This is a genomic window from Alteromonas nitratireducens (genome assembly GCF_040812025.1).
In the GTDB taxonomy this organism is placed as follows: Bacteria; Pseudomonadota; Gammaproteobacteria; order Enterobacterales; family Alteromonadaceae; genus Alteromonas; species Alteromonas nitratireducens.
The window spans coordinates 500,739-517,686 of the sequence record NZ_JBFNPK010000001.1; the positions used below are offsets into that span (position 1 = coordinate 500,739).

Consider the following 16,948-nt stretch of genomic DNA (forward strand, 5'->3'; position numbering starts at 1 on the left):
TTCTTATCCTTTCATCAATTCAACTGCCGCCCAGCCAGCGAGCAGGCAGGCAAATACGTTCATAAGCACATTAAGCAGTGCTTTATACCACAGGCCATTTTCAAGTAAGGTCAGGGTTTCGATAGAAAATGTTGAGAACGTTGTAAATGCGCCAAACAGACCCACGCCTATCAGCATACGATAAGGAGAATCTGCCAGGTCGTGACGTTCAATAAAACCATAAAGCAGTGCCAGACCGAACGACCCCAGCACGTTGACCGCTAGTGTACCAAAGGGCAGATGTTTTCCAAACCAGGAATCCACCACCGACGTGCACAAATAACGCAAACAAGCACCGGCGGCACCACCTGTTGCGATGTAAATGTAAATCATTAAGCCCTGATTCATGGCGTGCGTTTCCTTGAACTTTGCCGGTTAAGGTTATCCAGATACGCCCGTTTGGCTTTCAGTTGCTTTTCCAGTCCTCGCTCCTCGGGCTCATACAACCGGGTTCCAGCTATCACATCAGGTAAATACACCTCTCCGGCGGCAAAGGCATTAGGCTCGTCATGGGCATAACGGTATTCCTTGCCATGCCCCATAGATTTTAACAACTCAGTAGGGGCATTTCGTAAATGCACCGGTACTGGCGCGTCGGCGGTCTGACGGGCCAGTTGTTTGGCGGCACTGAACGCGCGGTAAACCGCATTACTTTTGGCCGCCAGTGCACAATACACGGCAGCCTGGGCAATGGCCCGTTCCCCTTCGGCCGGACCGACCCGGTGAAACGTATCCCAGGCATTAACGCACAACTGCATTGCTCTGGGGTCAGCATTACCAATGTCTTCAGACGCAATCGCCAGCAATCGTCGTGCTACATAAAGCGCATCGCCACCGCCATCAAGGATGCGGGCATACCAATAAAGGGCGGCATCCGGATCGGAGCCACGTACTGATTTGTGAAAGGCCGAAATAAGGTCATAAAAGGTATCGCCTTTGTTATCGTAGCTGGCCACTTTTTCACCCACAGCCTCTTCGATATCGCGAAGCGTGATGGTACTGTCACTGGCAAAATCAGACGCCAGTTCCAGATAGGTCAGCAATCGCCGGCCATCACCACCACACAACCCAATCAGCGCACGACGGGCATCATCCGCTAACTTAAGCTGTTTTTCACCTAATCCCCGCTGGCTATCTGTCAGTGCATGATCGAGCAGCGAAGACAGTGCGTCGTGATCCAGCGCTTTTAGCACATAGACCCTGACACGCGACAACAACGCATTATTAAGTTCAAACGAGGGATTTTCCGTCGTGGCGCCGACAAATGTCACCGTGCCTGACTCGACAAAGGGCAAAAACGCGTCCTGCTGACTTTTATTGAAGCGGTGTACCTCGTCGATGAACAGCAAGGTTCGCTGTTGATAGCGGGCATCCTGCTCGGCTTTGTCCATTGCCGCCCGGACGTCCTTTACGCCGGACGTAACCGCGGATAACCGGATAACATTGGCGTTGGTGTAACGCGCAATCAGTTCGGCCAGGGTGGTTTTGCCTGTCCCCGGCGGTCCCCAGAGCACCATTGAATGGCACTGGCCGCTTTCCAGCATTTTAGCCAGCGGCTTACCGTCACCTAAAAGGTGTGACTGGCCAACATACTCCTCCACGCTGCGTGGACGCATCCGGGCTGCAAGTGGCGCAAACGGATCAGGTTCATTCATGGTCAGACTATCGCTGATCATCAACAATGTAGGTGTCCGGGATCTCTGGCGAGAAATAACCGGTACTGATATCAAACGTCGTTGCTATGTCACTGAAGGACAGCGCGCTTAACTGAGACTGGCTATCCACCATGGACAAGGCCACCAGTGTGTTGCTGTCGAAGGTAAGCGACAGCGACTGGATCTGGCCGCCCTGCGCCAGCGGCACAACAGAGAACGATGACTGATCCTCGCCATAACTGATCGTAAACGTATCCCAGACTGCGGGATCTGACGTAGTTAACAGAATAATCGGGTTATCACTGACCGCCTTATCCTGTGCAATTACCGTTACCTGCTCCACGAACGGGTCGATATTCCATACCGACTGCCCATCCGCAATCAGCAACGATGCATCCGGTGTCACAGTTTCCCAGCGTAATTTATCGGGACGGGCAAGGGTAAGCGTACCTGTCGCTTCATGCACGACATTACCATCGGCATCGCTTACCCGTTGTGAAAACGCTGCGCGATATTGCTGCATCGTAGACAGATGCTGTTTGAGCGCGTCTTGTGCGCTTACACTGTTATCTGACGCTGTAGCGACTGCAGACAAACTTACTGCAATACAGGCGACTAATGCTTTCATTGTTACTCCTTGGGTGCGGGTGGTGCCAGCACTTCACGGCTGCCATTATGTCCTGGTGGACTTACGACGCCACTGTGCTCCATTTGTTCAACCAGTCTGGCCGCACGATTGTAACCAATTCTGAATTTTCGCTGTACGCTCGATACGCTCGCCCGGCGGCTTTCCGTGACAAACGCAACGGCTTCGTCATAAAACGCATCGAGCTCCTGATCTTCACCCTCTGGCTGCTCCCCAGGCAGAAGAACTTCTGCGGTTGCCTCGCCATTAAGAATTTCATCAATGTATTCAGGCTCGCCACGTTTTTTCCAGTCGGCAACCACAGCATGTACCTCATGATCGTCGACAAACGCGCCGTGAACCCGGGTAGGTACCGGGCTGCCGGGAGGCAGATATAACATATCGCCCATGCCCAAGAGCGCCTCGGCCCCCTGCTGGTCAAGAATGGTTCGCGAGTCAATTTTACTGGATACCTGGAATGCAATCCGGGTCGGGATGTTGGCCTTAATCAGACCGGTAATTACGTCCACAGAAGGACGCTGGGTTGCCAGAATCAGGTGAATACCTGCAGCCCTTGCTTTTTGCGCTATACGGGCAATCAATTCTTCCACTTTCTTGCCAACAATCATCATCATGTCGGCGAATTCATCGACCACGACAACGATGCTTGGCAGTTTACCAAGCTCCGGCGCTTCGGTATCCATACTTTCCTCTGGCTTCCAGAGCGGGTCGCGGATCGGCTCGCCGTCAGCAATAGCCTGCATAACCTTGGCGTTATACCCTTTAAGGTTTCGCACACCCAGCGCACTCATCAGACGGTAACGCCGCTCCATCTCGCCGACACACCAGCGTAGCGCGTTGGCGGCTTCTTTCATGTCGGTAACTACTTCGGCAAGCAGATGCGGGATGCCCTCGTAAACTGACAATTCGAGCATTTTCGGGTCAATCATGATCATTCGGACGTCTTCGGGCGTGCTCTTATAAAGCAGACTGAGGATCATCACGTTGACGCCCACTGACTTACCCGAGCCCGTTGTACCGGCAACCAGCAAGTGTGGCATCTTAGCAAGGTCAACAACCACAGGCTTACCGGAAATGTCAGCTCCCAGCACCATGGTGAGCGGTGACGAATTAGACTGGAAGGTATCGCAGGTAATCACCTCGCTTAAGCGCACCATCTCACGCTTTTTATTCGGCAATTCAAGGCCAATCACGGATTTACCCGGTATCACCTCGACGACCCGCACCGATATTGCAGACATCGCGCGCGCCAAATCCTTAGACAGCCCGGTAATTTTGCTGACTTTGACACCAGGTGCGAGGTCAAGCTCGAAACGGGTAATGACCGGCCCGGGATACACACCAACCACCGATGCCTCGATATTGAAATCAGCCAGTTTGTCCTCTACCAGCCTGGAAACGATATCCAGTTCTTCCTGGGTAAGCGGATTTTCATGCTTGTCCGGTCTCTCCAGCAGGTCGACAGAAGGCATTGGACCAACATCAGGATCATCACTGCCCTGCCCTGCCTGGGCAGACGGTGACGGAACCGGTTTGCTGACGCGTCCCGGGCCGGCATTAACGAACGGCTTGACGTCTTTCTTTGAGTTGACCTGGACGGTCTGCTCAGCAACAGCCTCTGTCTTCTCTGTGTCATCCGCGTAAAACGGTGGAAGATCGTCATCCTCATCGAAGACATCGTCAGGAATCGACATCACCGGTTCACTGCGCTGCGCCGAAGAGGAAACGGCTGGCCCTGCATCAGCAACAGGCTCCGCCCGCATACTGGTGATGTCAATTTCATCATTCTCGTTATGATCCCCGGACGCTGGCTTTGACAGGCGTGGCAGGTTCACATCCATCACCTGCTGAGGCAGCCGCCCAAGACGACGGGCTCCGGCCAGCGTAATGCTGCCGATACCATCAATGATGGACAACCAGCTAATGCCTGTCAGTAACGTGAAACCCGTACAGAAAAAACACAGCAGCAATAATATCGTGCCTGCCGTATTAAAATACGGGATAAGTGCAAAGCTAATGACATCGCCAACAAAACCGCCGGCAGAAAAATTATAGATATCATTGAAATTGACACTGGCTATTCCGGTAGCGCCAAGCGCCATCAGTAAGCCGCCAATGATGCGCAGACCGATTGTCAGATAATCAAACTCTTCGAGTGTTTTAATGTGCTGAAAAAGAAACCAGCCAAGAAACGCGCAGACGAACGGCAGAACATAGGCCAGATAACCAAAGCTAAATAGCAGCAGATCGGCAACCCAGGCCCCGGTTGCCCCAACCCAGTTGTGTACATCGAGTTGCAACCCGGCCTGACTCCAGCCAGGATCGCCAGGATGAAAAGAAGCTAATGCCAGCAGCAGAAAAAAAGCAAAAACGCAGGCAATGATCATACCTGCCTCTAAAAGCCGCTGGGTCCCTGATAGTCGCGCCATAACCCTAAAATCACTAAGTTTGTTTTCGTTCATATCAGCTGCCTGTTTATTATTATGCCGGAACGCATTCCGGCTGCTTTTGCTTATTTCAGACTTACAAGATGTATGCCGAAACGCGGGCAGAGACTGATTTCGTTGTTATCACAAAAGACTACCACAACCGGCTTTCTAACGCCTATCAATTGTTTACTTCAGGTTGATTCTCAGCGAGGTCGTACTTTTGACTTCTTCCATCACCACGTAGGTGCGCGTTTCACTGACCCCAGGTAACCGCAATAATGTGTCACCAAGCAAACGCCGGTAACTCGACATGTCAGCTACGCGTGCTTTAAGCAGAAAATCAAAATCACCGGATACGAGATGACATTCCTGAATATCGTCATACTTTCTTACCGCAGCAGAAAATTCTGCAAAGATATCCACTGACGTTTTCGTCAGCGTTATCTCTACAAACACCAGCATCGCAGCACCAAGCTTCTGCGGATCCACAACCGCGTGATAGCCAAGAATATAGCCCTGACTTTCAAGGCGCTTAACCCGCTCCAGACAAGGACTGGGGCTGAGGCCGACCTGACGGGCAAGTTCAACATTGGAAATTCTTCCATCTTTCTGCAATACAGTAAGGATATTTCGGTCAATTCTGTCGAGGTGTTTCGGCGTTTTTACCAGCATCATTTATTCTGCATATTCTACTTTATGCAGAATATTACACTAGCTATGGCAAATTTTCAGCAGATACTTCGTTTTACTATCACGTATACTGCGCGCCTGTTCTATGCAATTCCGTTTTAATTAAGAGGGCTAATCATGCTTGTCGGTGTACCAAAAGAAATAAAAAATCATGAATACCGTGTAGGCCTAACGCCAGCGGCTGTAAAAGAATTTGTAAGTCATGGTCACGACGTCATGGTCGAAACCAATGCAGGTACTGCCATTGGTTTCACTGATGAGATGTACATTGAAGCGGGTGCAAGCATTGCACCGTCAGCACAGAATATCTTTGCTGAAGCAGAACTAATCATAAAAGTAAAAGAGCCTCAGCCAAATGAATGTAAGCAACTGCGCAAGGGTCAGACCCTTTATACTTACCTGCACCTTGCACCGGATCCTACTCAAACGGAGCTGCTGGTAGCATCTGGCGCAACCTGTATTGCGTATGAAACCGTCACCGACAACAGTGGTGGCCTGCCACTCCTGGCACCAATGAGTGAAGTGGCAGGAAGAATGTCAGTTCAGGCCGGTGCACACTACCTCGAGAAAGCGCATGGCGGAAGCGGTACCCTGCTCGGCGGTGTTCCCGGTGTTGCGCCAGGTAAAGTACTGGTAATCGGCGGCGGCGTGGTAGGTACCAACGCAGCCAAAATGGCCCTGGGTCTGGGTGCGGATGTCACCATTCTTGACCGCTCACTGCCACGTCTGCGCCAGCTTGATGATATCTTCCGTGGTCAGGTTAAGACCGTATATTCAAGCCTCGATGCGATCGAATATTACTCATCAAAAGCCGATTTGGTTGTGGGTGCCGTTCTGATCCCGGGTGCGGCAGCCCCGAAACTGCTCAACCGTGATCATATTAAAGCAATGAAGCCAGGTTCAGTGCTGGTTGATGTTGCCATTGACCAGGGCGGCTGCTTTGAAACGTCTAAAGCAACAACACACCAGGATCCGGTATATATCGTCGATGATGTTGTACATTATTGTGTCGCGAACATGCCAGGCGGTGTCGCTCGTACATCGACAATGGCGCTGAATAACGCGACTATGCCATTTGGTCTGGCGCTGGCCAATAAAGGGCCGAAGCAAGCCATGCTGGATGACAAGAACCTGCTCGCAGGTCTTAACGTTCACGAAGGTAAAGTGACGTATAAAGCGGTAGTTGATGCACTTGGCGAGAAGCTGGGTCTGACCTACACGCCAGCAGAAGAAGCCCTGAGAGGCTGATTCATATAATACAGAGTGTCGTTTAATGACGACACTCTGTTATTTTCTGTTATTCTTCATTAACTGCCTGTCAACACGCTGTAGACGTCGGCGTTAACACGTCGTAATACATCCAGTGGCTGTTCAGCCTGAGTGATTGGGCGTCCCATCACCAGATAATTTACACCATGTGCTATCGCGTCTACCGGTGTCATCACCCGCTTCTGGTCCCCGGCGCTGCTGCCTGCCGGACGAATACCAGGAGTGACTAACAAGAAATCACTGTCCAGCTCATCTCGAAGCAGGGTTGCTTCCTGCGCAGAACACACGATGCCGTCGAGACCGGCGCGTTGTGTCAGTTTCGCCAGTCGCATAACCTGCTGTGCCGGCGTAACGTCATCAATAATGTCACTGAGTCCGTCCTGATCCATGCTGGTCAGCACTGTCACGGCAATCAGCCTGGTTTCGGGATGCCGGCTCGAGGCTATCGCCTGTTTGGCTGCCGTCATCATTTCAAGCCCGCCACTGGCATGCACGTTAACCATCCAGACACCCAGCTCGGCGGCCGCTTTACAGGCTTTAGCCACGGTGTTAGGAATATCGTGAAATTTCAGGTCCAAAAAGACATCAAAGCCTTTCTCAATAAGCGCCTTCACAAACTCGGGACCAAATAAGGTGAACATCTCTTTGCCCACTTTGAGTTTACACAGCGTTGGATCCAGCTGTTCTACAAAGCGCATTGCTGTTGTTGCATCATCGTAATCCAGCGCAACAATAACGCGAGGTTCTTGCATGAATTCTATTCTCCGTCGAGACCTTTGATTGGCTTAACGATGCCCCACTTCTTGCAGGACGGACACAGCCAGTAGAGTTTTCTGCCCGAAAAGCCACAGCTCTGACACCGGTACTTGGGTCGTTGCTCCATTTGCTTTTCAACGAGGTTTTTCAACTGCCGAAGACTGTGCGCTGCGGCATCATCATGAATCTGGTCAATATAAAGCCCCATCAGCGTTTTGAACCCACGCATGGTCGGGCGCTTTTCTAGTTGGTCAAGCAGGTAACTGGCCGCTTGCTGGGTATCCCCTTTTTTCAGCAGTACATCGACCATCGCAAGGTAGGCCGTGGCACAGGCCTGCCAGTGCGCCTGCAGATGCGCGGCAAAGCCATCCCAGTCACCGGTTTCCTCTGCAATTTTTTCCAGATAAGGGACCGCTTCGCTGAACCAGCTGATGTCTCTTTCTGCTACCTGTCGGAAATACGCAATGGCGTCATTATAACGCTGCTGTTCAAGTGCAAGCTGACCCAGCAACAACCACGGACGGACCGCATGTTCATCGGCATTAACGGCTTTTTCCAGCAGCATCAGCGCCTGACCGGTTTCACCATTCTGAAGGTCTTTCTGTGCCTGTTCACAGTAAAAATGCGACAAGCGTTCACTGACATCATCGTTATCACCATGACACGCGACCATGCGCTCAGCCAGTTCAATCGCTCTGCCCCACTCTTTGGTTGTCTGATAAATACTGAATAGCTGCTGCTGCGCGATCATATAATGACGGTCGCTGTTCAGCAGTTGTAGAAAGGCATTCTCTGCACGCTCAAGGAAACCTGCCTGGGTATAATCAAGCCCAAGCTCCTTGAGCGCTATTTCACGCTGAGTGGGTTGGATCTCATCCCGCCCCACGAGATTCTGGTGTACCTTGATAGCGCGATCTATTTCGCCGCGATGGCGAAAAAAGCTGCCCATGGCAATATGTGTTTCAACCGTATCACTGTTGATATCGATCATCTTTATCAGTGTATCTACGGCTTTGTCGGGCTGATCAGACAAAAGGAAATTCAGCCCTTTATAATAATGCCGGGAGAGAATACTGGATTCTTTGCGCTGGGCCTGGCGAACACTGTTTCGCCCCATGATCCAGCCATATCCGGCGGCCACCGGTAACAAGAGAAACAGCAGTTCTAGCATGTTAGCTGTCTTTCGTCAGGCGGCGGACTTTGGCGCGCAAGGTGACAACTTTTACCCGCAGACTGAGCCAGCTTACCAGCATGATAAGAACACCAATGAGCACGCCGAGCGTCAGCGTAATGCCAATCAGTGTGGACAGGCGCATCTCGGCCTGCGCAATTAAATAATTAACCGACACCATGGCATCGTTCTGCGATCCCACCGCAAATGCCAGCGCCAGTAAAAAAACTATGACCAGTACTGAGATTATTCCTTTCAATCCGGCACCCTTCTCATAATGTATTCGCTAAGAATAGCAAATCAGCCAACAACATCCCACCGGTTAATGCTGCAATATTAAGGCGTTGGCGCTTTCCTGCGCGGTGTCCGCAAGTTTGCCCTGACAATGTCGTTTTCGAGTGCGGAGATATTGGTAATATAAATACAGTGCGTGTAGCCATCCTGCATCGTCGTTAACTTGTCATACATCGCCTTATCGAGCTTTGAAAGCTGAGCAAGTCGTTTTTTTGTCAGCGGGGTTGCAGTGTCATGACAACGCACGGCGATAATCTCTGAGGTGCACAACTGGATTTGCTCATCACTGAGTTTCTTCTGAATTTGTTGACGCAATGGACTCTGGAAATAATCCCGCTCGCGAATAAATACCAGTTTATCATCCGACTTTCTTAAACAGTGCACCACCATTGCGTGATCGCGCTTCCCACTGAAAAGCGCATCCAACAGCTGCGATTTTGGTTTTGCGGCATTTTTATCCGCAAAAAAACCATGAAGCGGTGTAATGTTCTGCGTTTTACTGAACGGATACAAATCGTCGGAGCTTTCGCTTTGGTATACGGTTTTCATTCGGTCACGCCAGTGGCGATTCATCACACACAGCACTGACAACGACGGCAGGTGCCGTACCGCCAGCTCCCATAAAAAGCGGTGGAGGAATCGCTGCTGGCGAGCGACGTCCCGCAGTTTGAAATAGGCTGAATTCTCTTCAACAACGGCATTGATCTGCGCACCGCTTTTCGCCTGTCTGACCTCATCCTGAACGCACAACCGCAATACGCCCGATTCAGGGTGGTAGTCGAGTACGCTGTATACACCATTCTTTAATTTAAACTCGGGGATCGTCACTTTCACTGTCGGGTTAAACTTGTGTATGCCGGGTGCAACGGTAAGTCTCATTCCTTTGCACGATACATCGCATAACCTGGCATTCAGTGAGGACAGCAGGCCCAGCTTTACCGACGCGGGCTTATCGACCAGATAGCGTGTTTCACTGCGCCTGTCGAGTGCCTCCTCCATAACGTACCCAATCGACTTCCCGGTCTCACTTACAACCCAGTGTTTTGGGATGGGCTTAAACTCCGACTTCTCCCCCAGCGTCAGTTTACTGAGCTGGCTTCTTACCTCACGGCAAAAAAGTACATGAGAAAGGGTATCCACATCCGGCAAAACTTTCGGCGAGATATCGTGAATAGCGTAGGCCTTATTTTTGTCATCGTTACTCACTTCGGCCAGCCTGCAGTGCAGGCAGGATAACGATGCCGTTTTATTCAACAGATAAATGTACGCTGCCAGTTGCCCTTCAGCGACCAGCTGGCGATGGGTAGTAAGAATGTTAACCGGCCCTTTGCGCGTTTCTACAACGCCACTGATCACAAAGGCCTCGCGGTAGGTTTGCAGTTCCTGGTACAGGTGACCAGACTGCATGCCTGCCGACAGCGTGTTGAGCACCTCATTCACCGTATTAAATTGCGCATTTGCTTTGGTGACCAGTGCCGTTACGGCTGAAAATATGTTTTTATTCTGACGTAAGTACACAGGCAGCCATGGACTGTTCTCGAGCAGCCGATCACGCTCAAGATCCTGCATTGCCCGCTCTACTTCAAGATCACGCTGTAATGGCTGCTGATAGATACTGGAAGTCACATAATTTTCAATCGCGTGTGCCAGTTTAGGATCAGTGTCCTCTGCCAGCACAAAGTGTGACTCATATTTCCCGCTGTGCTTGTTGTACTTAACGGCGTTAAGCACATAGGTAATGTCGGTTGGCTCCTGAGTAAAACCGTTGATTTCCGGAAATGTGAACGTCAGCGTCTGACCATTAGACACCGTGGGTGGACGACGGCTTTCGACCGTCATGTTGCGGAAACCAAGCGAACTGATCGCGCTGCTTTTTCCCTTTTCAAAATCGAGGCTGGATACGGTGAAATTAGGCGAAACTGCGACGTTGTCACCAAAATCGATATCAGAAAAAGACTGACTTTCAATGTTAAAGGCATCAACAATTTTTCGAAACTGCTCTTTTTTAACCTGAGTCTGGTAATACTCGGAATTCATTACCGACTCGAAAACACCCACTGTATAGCGGTTTTGATACAGCGCAGTCTCGTCCTTAAGAATTTGCGCCCCAACTTTATCAAGACGCATCTGTACTCCGAAATGTTTAAACTTCATTACCGGAAACAGGGCAAAGGCCGAATTATCAGCGGGGGCATCCGTCAGCGACGTCAGACGAATGACTTCATCTTTGACGATGCGGCGAATATTACTAGGCAAGCGCGTCGAAAATTTATTGATTCCCTCTAACAAGCGATTCTGCTGTTCATAGGGAACAAGGGCTCTTATCAGCGGCTGATATTGCTTTATTATTTGTTTTTCTTCTACAACAGCCATGGTTGTGACCACACAACACTTTATTTACAACTCGCAGTAATAATACGGCGGGTCTGACAGAGTGGTCAATAGATAATCGGTTTTGTAAAATACAGAAACTGTTAGTTATCAAGCAAAAAGCGACAATTCGCATAAATAAACAGGTAGACAAGTGACCACACACATGCGCGCCGCTTTGGTTTTTGCTACAGACAATAAAAAACCGCGCAATCGCGCGGTTTTAATGATTTACTGAAGCGTTAACCCGTTCACGAAGCTCCTTACCGGGCTTGAAGTGAGGGACATATTTGCCATCGAGCTCGACCGTTTCACCTGTCTTCGGATTTCTGCCGACACGTGGTGCACGGTAATGCAGTGAGAAACTGCCAAATCCCCGAATTTCTATCCTGTCACCCTTTTGCAGGGTCTGGGCCATCTGTTCGAGAATTTCTTTAATAGCGGCTTCAAGCTCCTTTGCAGGAATGTGACTGGCTTGATCCGCGAGCCGTTCTATTAATTCCGACTTGGTCATATCAACCTCATTGTCAAAAAAGAAAAACAGCTACTGCGAATCGGGTATGCCATGGGGCATACCCGGCTTCATTTACTCGCCTTTAGCGGCTTTGAATGCTTCTGCCATCGCGTTAGCGAAGCCAGCGTCATCCTGCTGGTTCACTTTGTCGATAGCTTCTTTCTCGTCAGCCTGATCTTTCGCTTTCACAGACAGGTTAACGGCGCGGTTCTTACGGTCAACGCCCATAAGTTTCGCTTCGATGCTATCACCAACAGAAACCACTTCAGAAGCGTCTTCTACACGGTCACGTGACAGGTCAGCAACACGGATGTAGCCGTCAACTTCTTCAGCCAGGTTAACTGTAACGCCTTTCGCGTCAACAGCAGTAACTGTACCAGTAACGATAGCACCTTTCTTGTTATCTGTCAGATACTTGTTGAAAGGATCTTCTTCAATCTGCTTCACGCCAAGTGAGATACGCTCGCGCTCAGGATCGACCTGCAGTACCACTGCAGAAATTTCGTCGCCTTTCTTATAATCGCGAACCGCTTCTTCACCCGCTTTGTTCCAGCTGATGTCAGACAGGTGAACCAGACCGTCGATGCCGCCGTCCAGACCGATGAAGATACCAAAGTCAGTGATTGACTTGATCTTACCAGTCACTTTGTCACCTTTTTCGTGTGACTTAGCGAACTCTTCCCATGGGTTAGCAATACACTGCTTCAGACCCAGAGAAATACGACGACGCTCTTCGTCAATTTCAAGAACCATCACTTCAACAGTGTCACCCAGGTTAACAACCTTAGATGGGTGGATGTTCTTGTTAGTCCAGTCCATTTCAGAAACGTGTACCAGACCTTCAACACCGTCTTCGATCTCAACGAAGCAACCGTAGTCTGTCAGGTTAGTGACCTGACCAGAGATCTTGGTGCCTTCTGGGTAGCGCTGAGAAATATCCTGCCAAGGATCGTTACCCATCTGCTTCATGCCCAGAGAAACACGCTGCTTGTCTTTGTCGAACTTCAGAACCTTAACATTGATTTCATCACCAACGTTGACGATTTCGCTTGGGTGCTTAACGCGCTTCCAGGCCATGTCAGTGATGTGCAGAAGGCCATCTACGCCACCCAGGTCAACGAACGCACCGTAATCAGTCAGGTTCTTAACGATACCCTTGATTTCGTGTCCTTCTTCCAGGTTAGCCAGCAGTGACTCGCGCTCAGCGCTGCTTTCTGCTTCGATAACAGCACGGCGTGAAACCACAACGTTGTTGCGCTTCGCGTCAAGCTTGATAACTTTGAATTCCAGCTCTTTGTTTTCCAGGTGCGTGGTATCACGAACCGGACGAACATCTACCAGAGAGCCTGGCAGGAACGCACGTACACTGTTAACTTCAACAGTGAAACCGCCTTTAACTTTACCGTTGATAATACCTTTGATAGTGGCTTTATCGTCGTAAGCTTTTTCAAGCTCAACCCACGCTTCGTGGCGCTTCGCTTTTTCGCGGGACAGGATGGTTTCGCCGAAACCGTCTTCTACTGCGTCCAGTGCTACGTCAACCTGGTCACCAATTTCGATTTCCAGTTCGCCGTCTGCATTTTTGAATTGATCAGCTGGGATAGCACTTTCTGATTTCAAGCCTGCGTCAACAAGAACGATGTCTTTGTCGATAGAAACAACAGTACCTTTAACAATTGAACCAGGGCGAGTTTCTAGTTCCTGGAGGCTTTCTTCAAAAAGTTGTGCAAAATTTTCAGTCATAAGGTTTAAATATTCAGTTTAATTAATCCACATTACATTCCGGCTAACGTGGGGTTGTTAACAATCATCGTAACGTCCTGTCACAATGGCGCTCCGGGTCGAAATCGGTTCTCGTCTAATCAAGACGGGAAGTGATAACTTCCATTGCTTTTTCAAAGACCTGGTCGATGTCCAGATCCGTTGAATCAATAATAATTGCGTCTTTTGCCGGTACCAGCGGCGCTACTGCCCGCTGCGAATCACGTTCATCACGTGCCTTGATATCGGTTAAAAGGCGCGCAATATTAACATCCATGCCCTTGGCTTTCAACTGGCCGTATCGGCGTTCAGCTCTGGCCTCTGCACTGGCTGTCAGGAAAATTTTTACCGCAGCGTCCGGAAACACAACCGTGCCCATGTCACGACCGTCTGCAACCAGCCCGGGGGCCTGCTGAAAGGCCCGTTGTCTGCGCAATAGCGCTTCTCTTACACGAGGCAACGCCGCTACTTTTGACGCTACGCTACCGACTTCTTCAGTTCGGATATCATCGGTAACATCTTCACCTTCAAGGATAATGCGGGTGCCGTCACTGACGGTTTCAAAGTTTACATCAAGCCCGGTTGCCAGTGGCACAATGGCTTCTTCGTCATCACAGGGTAAATCATGATGAAGTGTTGCAACGGCCAGTACTCTGTATATCGCGCCGCTGTCAAGAAAATGCCAGTTGAGGCGCTTGGCCAGTAAACAACTCAAGGTTCCTTTACCAGCACCGCTTGGGCCGTCAACCGTGACTACGGGTGTTGGATGCATACCTGCTCCGGTTATCGTATCTGCTAAAAATCGCGCGCAATTATACGCGTTCGTGCTGTTTTAGCAACGCTGCATGCCATTCAGGCATGCAGTTATCATTGCCAATAACGCGCGCAAGCACTATTCCGCGTGACACAGGGTTGCGAAACGGGTGAAGTAATCCGGAAAGGTTTTGGCAGTGCAGCCCGGATCGTTGATGGTGACCGGGCAACCGCTCAGGCAGAGCAGTGAAAAACACATGGCAATACGATGATCATTGTACGTATCAATAGGAACATGATTTGGCTTAGCCAACGGCCACACAGTAATGTAATCCCTTCCCTCTTCTACTCTGGCACCCACTTTTTTAAGTTCCGTCGCCATTGCATGCAAACGGTCTGTTTCTTTAACACGCCAGTTATAAATATTGCGAATTGACGTCGGTCCTTTGGCAAACAGCGCTGTCGTTGCAATCGTCATCGCAGCGTCGGGTATATGGTTCATGTCCATATCCACGCCGGTCAGCGGTGCGCCGGTCACTTCGATACCGTCATCGTGCCACACCACCGTGGCGCCCATCGCGTCGAGTACGTCAGCAAAACGGATATCGCCCTGAACGCTGTTACGTCCAACCCCGGTCACCTTCACCGTCCCGCCTTTAATGGCTGCAGCTGCGAGAAAATAAGAAGCCGACGAGGCGTCTCCCTCAACCAGAAATGTACCGGGCGTCTTATACTGTTGTCCGCCGCTGACAGTAAACCGCTGGTAATCCTGATTATCAACGGTCACGCCAAAACGTGCCATGGTATCCAGCGTAATATCAATGTAGGGCCTGGACACCAGGTCACCTTTAATTCTGATGATGACATCGCCATCAAACAGCGGTGCGGCCATCAGCAACGCGGTGAGGAACTGGCTGGACACACTGCCATCGACCTCCATGTCAGCCCCTGCCAGGCGCTTTCCTTTTATCGCTACCGGCGGATAGCCAGCGTTCTTCAGATAGTGAATGTCAGCCCCCGCCTCTTCCAGCGCTTCAACCAGATCGCCAATCGGGCGCTCTTCCATTCTGGGCTCACCGGTCAGGGTGACGTTAACGTCGCTGAGAGCCAGTGCTGCGCATAAAGGTCGCATCGCGGTTCCTGCATTGCCCAGAAACAGTTCCAGTGCCTTGTCACTGTGAAAACGATGACCCAGCCCCTCAACCACACAGGTGGTATTGTCGTCACTGAGGGTACAGGACACCCCCAGTGCAGAGAGCGCATTGAGCATGTGTCTGATATCATCGCTGTCGAGCAGGTTGGTCAGCGTTGTCTGTCCCTCAGCAAGCGCAGCCAGAAGTAACGCTCGGTTTGACAGGCTTTTGGAGCCAGGAACATTCACGGTTCCGTTAATGCGAGCGACGGGTCCAAGTGTAAGCTGCGCATCCATTAACCATATCTCCTTTCAAACTCACGCATAAACTCTACCAGGGCGACAACTCCCTCTACCGGCATCGCGTTATAGATACTCGCACGCATACCACCGACACTGCGGTGCCCTTTCAGCGCGAGCAGCCCGTTTGACTGAGCATCAGCAAGAAACTGCTTATCCAGCGCATCGTCGGCAAGCTGGAACGGCACATTCATTTTTGAACGGTTTTCCGGATGTACCTGGTTACGGTAAAACGATGACCGATCAATTTCGGCATACAGTAACGCTGCTTTTTCCTGATTGCGTTTGGCAATGGCTGACACGCCACCCTGTGCTTTGAGCCACTGAAACACCAGGCCTGCCAGGTACCACGAATAGGTTGGCGGCGTGTTATACATGGAGTCTGACTCCGCCAGCAGCTTGTAATCAAAAATGGAGGGGGTCTCGCGACGAGCCCTGCCAATAAGGTCGTCACGCACGATCACCACAGACAACCCTGAAGGCCCGATGTTTTTCTGCGCACCGGCATAAATCACACCGTAACGTGAGACATCCAGTGGCTGTGACAAAATCGTCGAAGACATATCGGCGACAAGCGGCACTGCACCGGTTTCCGGAAGCCAGTCAAACGCGATGCCGTCAACCGTTTCATTCGGACAGAAATGACAATACGCAGCGGACGGATCGATCGACGCCGGGTCTGGCCTTTCCATAAACCATAACCCGTCTTTTTTAACCGGCTCACCAATGACTTCAGGCTTGTTATATTTCGCCGCCTCATCAACGGCCCCCTTCGACCAGGAGCCTGACACCAGGTGGTAACTGACATCCTCAGCTGACGAAAGGTTAAGCGGCACAGCGGCAAACTGCCCGCGCCCGCCACCGTGCGTGAACAATACGTGATAATTTTTAGGAATCGCCAGCAGGTCTCGCAGATCCTGTTCTGCCTGAGCGGCAATTTCTACAAAGTCAGCCCCCCGATGGCTGACTTCCATTACTGAACAGCCCGTGTTACGCCAGTTGGTAAATTCAGCCTGAGCCTGCTGCATGACTTCTTTTGGAAGCATCGCCGGACCGGCACAAAAATTATAAACCTCACTCATCGCAGATTCTTTCACCTGTAAACACAACAAGCGGCGAATGCCGCTTGTTAATCAACGAATTGACAGGCGCGCGGCCCACAGGCAGCG

Annotated in this window: 15 protein-coding genes; 1 reads left to right on the forward strand and 14 read right to left on the reverse strand. The window is 50.8% G+C overall.

Annotated elements, in window-relative coordinates; translation table 11 throughout:
* Window positions 1-3 precede the first annotated feature (3 nt).
* The 5 genes from crcB to lrp all read right to left on the reverse strand — a co-directional run bounded on the left by crcB (window position 4) and on the right by lrp (window position 5,441).
* Window positions 4-387 carry a fluoride efflux transporter CrcB gene (gene crcB / locus AB1N33_RS02255; RefSeq protein ID WP_411269895.1) on the reverse strand — a complete coding sequence of 128 codons (384 nt, stop codon included), beginning with the start codon at window positions 385-387 and terminating at the stop codon, window positions 4-6.
* Window positions 384-1,715, reverse strand: a complete 1,332-nt coding sequence (locus AB1N33_RS02260; RefSeq protein WP_411269896.1) for a replication-associated recombination protein A — start codon at window positions 1,713-1,715, stop codon at window positions 384-386. Before AB1N33_RS02260 ends, crcB begins: the two co-directional genes overlap by 4 nt.
* Window positions 1,702-2,322, reverse strand: a complete 621-nt coding sequence (lolA, locus tag AB1N33_RS02265; RefSeq protein WP_411269897.1) for an outer membrane lipoprotein periplasmic chaperone LolA — start codon at window positions 2,320-2,322, stop codon at window positions 1,702-1,704. Before lolA ends, AB1N33_RS02260 begins: the two co-directional genes overlap by 14 nt.
* A gap of 2 nt (window positions 2,323-2,324) precedes the next feature.
* Window positions 2,325-4,769: a DNA translocase FtsK gene (locus AB1N33_RS02270; protein ID WP_411269980.1), complete on the reverse strand. Its 2,445-nt coding sequence runs from the start codon at window positions 4,767-4,769 to the stop codon at window positions 2,325-2,327.
* Window positions 4,770-4,955: 186 nt separating this feature from the next.
* Window positions 4,956-5,441, reverse strand: a complete 486-nt coding sequence (lrp, locus tag AB1N33_RS02275) for a leucine-responsive transcriptional regulator Lrp (RefSeq protein ID WP_411269981.1) — start codon at window positions 5,439-5,441, stop codon at window positions 4,956-4,958.
* A 135-nt stretch (window positions 5,442-5,576) separates the two neighbouring features.
* On the opposite strand from lrp, the gene ald reads away from it, so the two are divergent.
* Window positions 5,577-6,707 (forward strand): alanine dehydrogenase, encoded by a 1,131-nt coding sequence (gene ald, locus AB1N33_RS02280; RefSeq protein WP_411269898.1) that lies wholly within the window; start codon window positions 5,577-5,579, stop codon window positions 6,705-6,707.
* 59 nt (window positions 6,708-6,766) lie between these two features.
* Here the strand turns inward: ald and pyrF are convergent, their stop codons facing one another.
* From pyrF to serC, 9 genes are all read right to left on the reverse strand, one after another.
* Window positions 6,767-7,480: an orotidine-5'-phosphate decarboxylase gene (gene pyrF / locus AB1N33_RS02285; protein ID WP_411269899.1), complete on the reverse strand. Its 714-nt coding sequence runs from the start codon at window positions 7,478-7,480 to the stop codon at window positions 6,767-6,769.
* A 5-nt stretch (window positions 7,481-7,485) separates the two neighbouring features.
* Window positions 7,486-8,655, reverse strand: a complete 1,170-nt coding sequence (gene lapB / locus AB1N33_RS02290) for a lipopolysaccharide assembly protein LapB (RefSeq protein ID WP_411269900.1) — start codon at window positions 8,653-8,655, stop codon at window positions 7,486-7,488.
* A gap of 1 nt (window position 8,656) precedes the next feature.
* Window positions 8,657-8,914, reverse strand: a complete 258-nt coding sequence (locus AB1N33_RS02295) for a LapA family protein (protein ID WP_411269901.1) — start codon at window positions 8,912-8,914, stop codon at window positions 8,657-8,659.
* 77 nt (window positions 8,915-8,991) lie between these two features.
* Window positions 8,992-11,322 carry a PilZ domain-containing protein gene (locus AB1N33_RS02300; RefSeq protein ID WP_411269902.1) on the reverse strand — a complete coding sequence of 777 codons (2,331 nt, stop codon included), beginning with the start codon at window positions 11,320-11,322 and terminating at the stop codon, window positions 8,992-8,994.
* Between the two features lie 220 nt (window positions 11,323-11,542).
* Entirely contained in the window at window positions 11,543-11,833 is a 291-nt protein-coding gene (gene ihfB, locus AB1N33_RS02305) for an integration host factor subunit beta (RefSeq protein ID WP_411269903.1), read from the reverse strand.
* Window positions 11,834-11,905: 72 nt separating this feature from the next.
* A complete protein-coding gene (gene rpsA, locus AB1N33_RS02310; protein WP_411269904.1) occupies window positions 11,906-13,576 on the reverse strand; it encodes a 30S ribosomal protein S1 in 1,671 nt (556 codons plus the stop codon).
* Window positions 13,577-13,691: 115 nt separating this feature from the next.
* Window positions 13,692-14,366 (reverse strand): (d)CMP kinase, encoded by a 675-nt coding sequence (cmk, locus tag AB1N33_RS02315; protein ID WP_411269905.1) that lies wholly within the window; start codon window positions 14,364-14,366, stop codon window positions 13,692-13,694.
* Between the two features lie 120 nt (window positions 14,367-14,486).
* Complete coding sequence (aroA, locus tag AB1N33_RS02320) at window positions 14,487-15,776, reverse strand: 3-phosphoshikimate 1-carboxyvinyltransferase (RefSeq protein ID WP_411269906.1); 1,290 nt, start codon at window positions 15,774-15,776, stop codon at window positions 14,487-14,489.
* Window positions 15,776-16,861, reverse strand: coding sequence for a 3-phosphoserine/phosphohydroxythreonine transaminase (gene serC / locus AB1N33_RS02325; RefSeq protein WP_411269907.1), 1,086 nt, complete (start codon window positions 16,859-16,861; stop codon window positions 15,776-15,778). Before serC ends, aroA begins: the two co-directional genes overlap by 1 nt.
* Window positions 16,862-16,948: the final 87 nt, after the last annotated feature.

Excerpts from the sequence above, each read along its gene's own strand:
- crcB (WP_411269895.1), bottom strand. The coding sequence starts at position 387 with ATGAATCAGGGCTTAATGATTTACATTTACATCGCAACAGGTGGTGCC.
- AB1N33_RS02260 (WP_411269896.1), bottom strand. The coding sequence starts at position 1,715 with ATGATCAGCGATAGTCTGACCATGAATGAACCTGATCCGTTTGCGCCA.
- lolA (WP_411269897.1), bottom strand. The coding sequence starts at position 2,322 with ATGAAAGCATTAGTCGCCTGTATTGCAGTAAGTTTGTCTGCAGTCGCT.
- AB1N33_RS02270 (WP_411269980.1), bottom strand. The coding sequence starts at position 4,769 with ATGGCGCGACTATCAGGGACCCAGCGGCTTTTAGAGGCAGGTATGATC.
- lrp (WP_411269981.1), bottom strand. The coding sequence starts at position 5,441 with ATGCTGGTAAAAACGCCGAAACACCTCGACAGAATTGACCGAAATATC.
- ald (WP_411269898.1), top strand. The coding sequence starts at position 5,577 with ATGCTTGTCGGTGTACCAAAAGAAATAAAAAATCATGAATACCGTGTA.
- pyrF (WP_411269899.1), bottom strand. The coding sequence starts at position 7,480 with ATGCAAGAACCTCGCGTTATTGTTGCGCTGGATTACGATGATGCAACA.
- lapB (WP_411269900.1), bottom strand. The coding sequence starts at position 8,655 with ATGCTAGAACTGCTGTTTCTCTTGTTACCGGTGGCCGCCGGATATGGC.
- AB1N33_RS02300 (WP_411269902.1), bottom strand. The coding sequence starts at position 11,322 with ATGGCTGTTGTAGAAGAAAAACAAATAATAAAGCAATATCAGCCGCTG.
- ihfB (WP_411269903.1), bottom strand. The coding sequence starts at position 11,833 with ATGACCAAGTCGGAATTAATAGAACGGCTCGCGGATCAAGCCAGTCAC.
- rpsA (WP_411269904.1), bottom strand. The coding sequence starts at position 13,576 with ATGACTGAAAATTTTGCACAACTTTTTGAAGAAAGCCTCCAGGAACTA.
- cmk (WP_411269905.1), bottom strand. The coding sequence starts at position 14,366 with ATGCATCCAACACCCGTAGTCACGGTTGACGGCCCAAGCGGTGCTGGT.
- aroA (WP_411269906.1), bottom strand. The coding sequence starts at position 15,776 with ATGGATGCGCAGCTTACACTTGGACCCGTCGCTCGCATTAACGGAACC.
- serC (WP_411269907.1), bottom strand. The coding sequence starts at position 16,861 with ATGAGTGAGGTTTATAATTTTTGTGCCGGTCCGGCGATGCTTCCAAAA.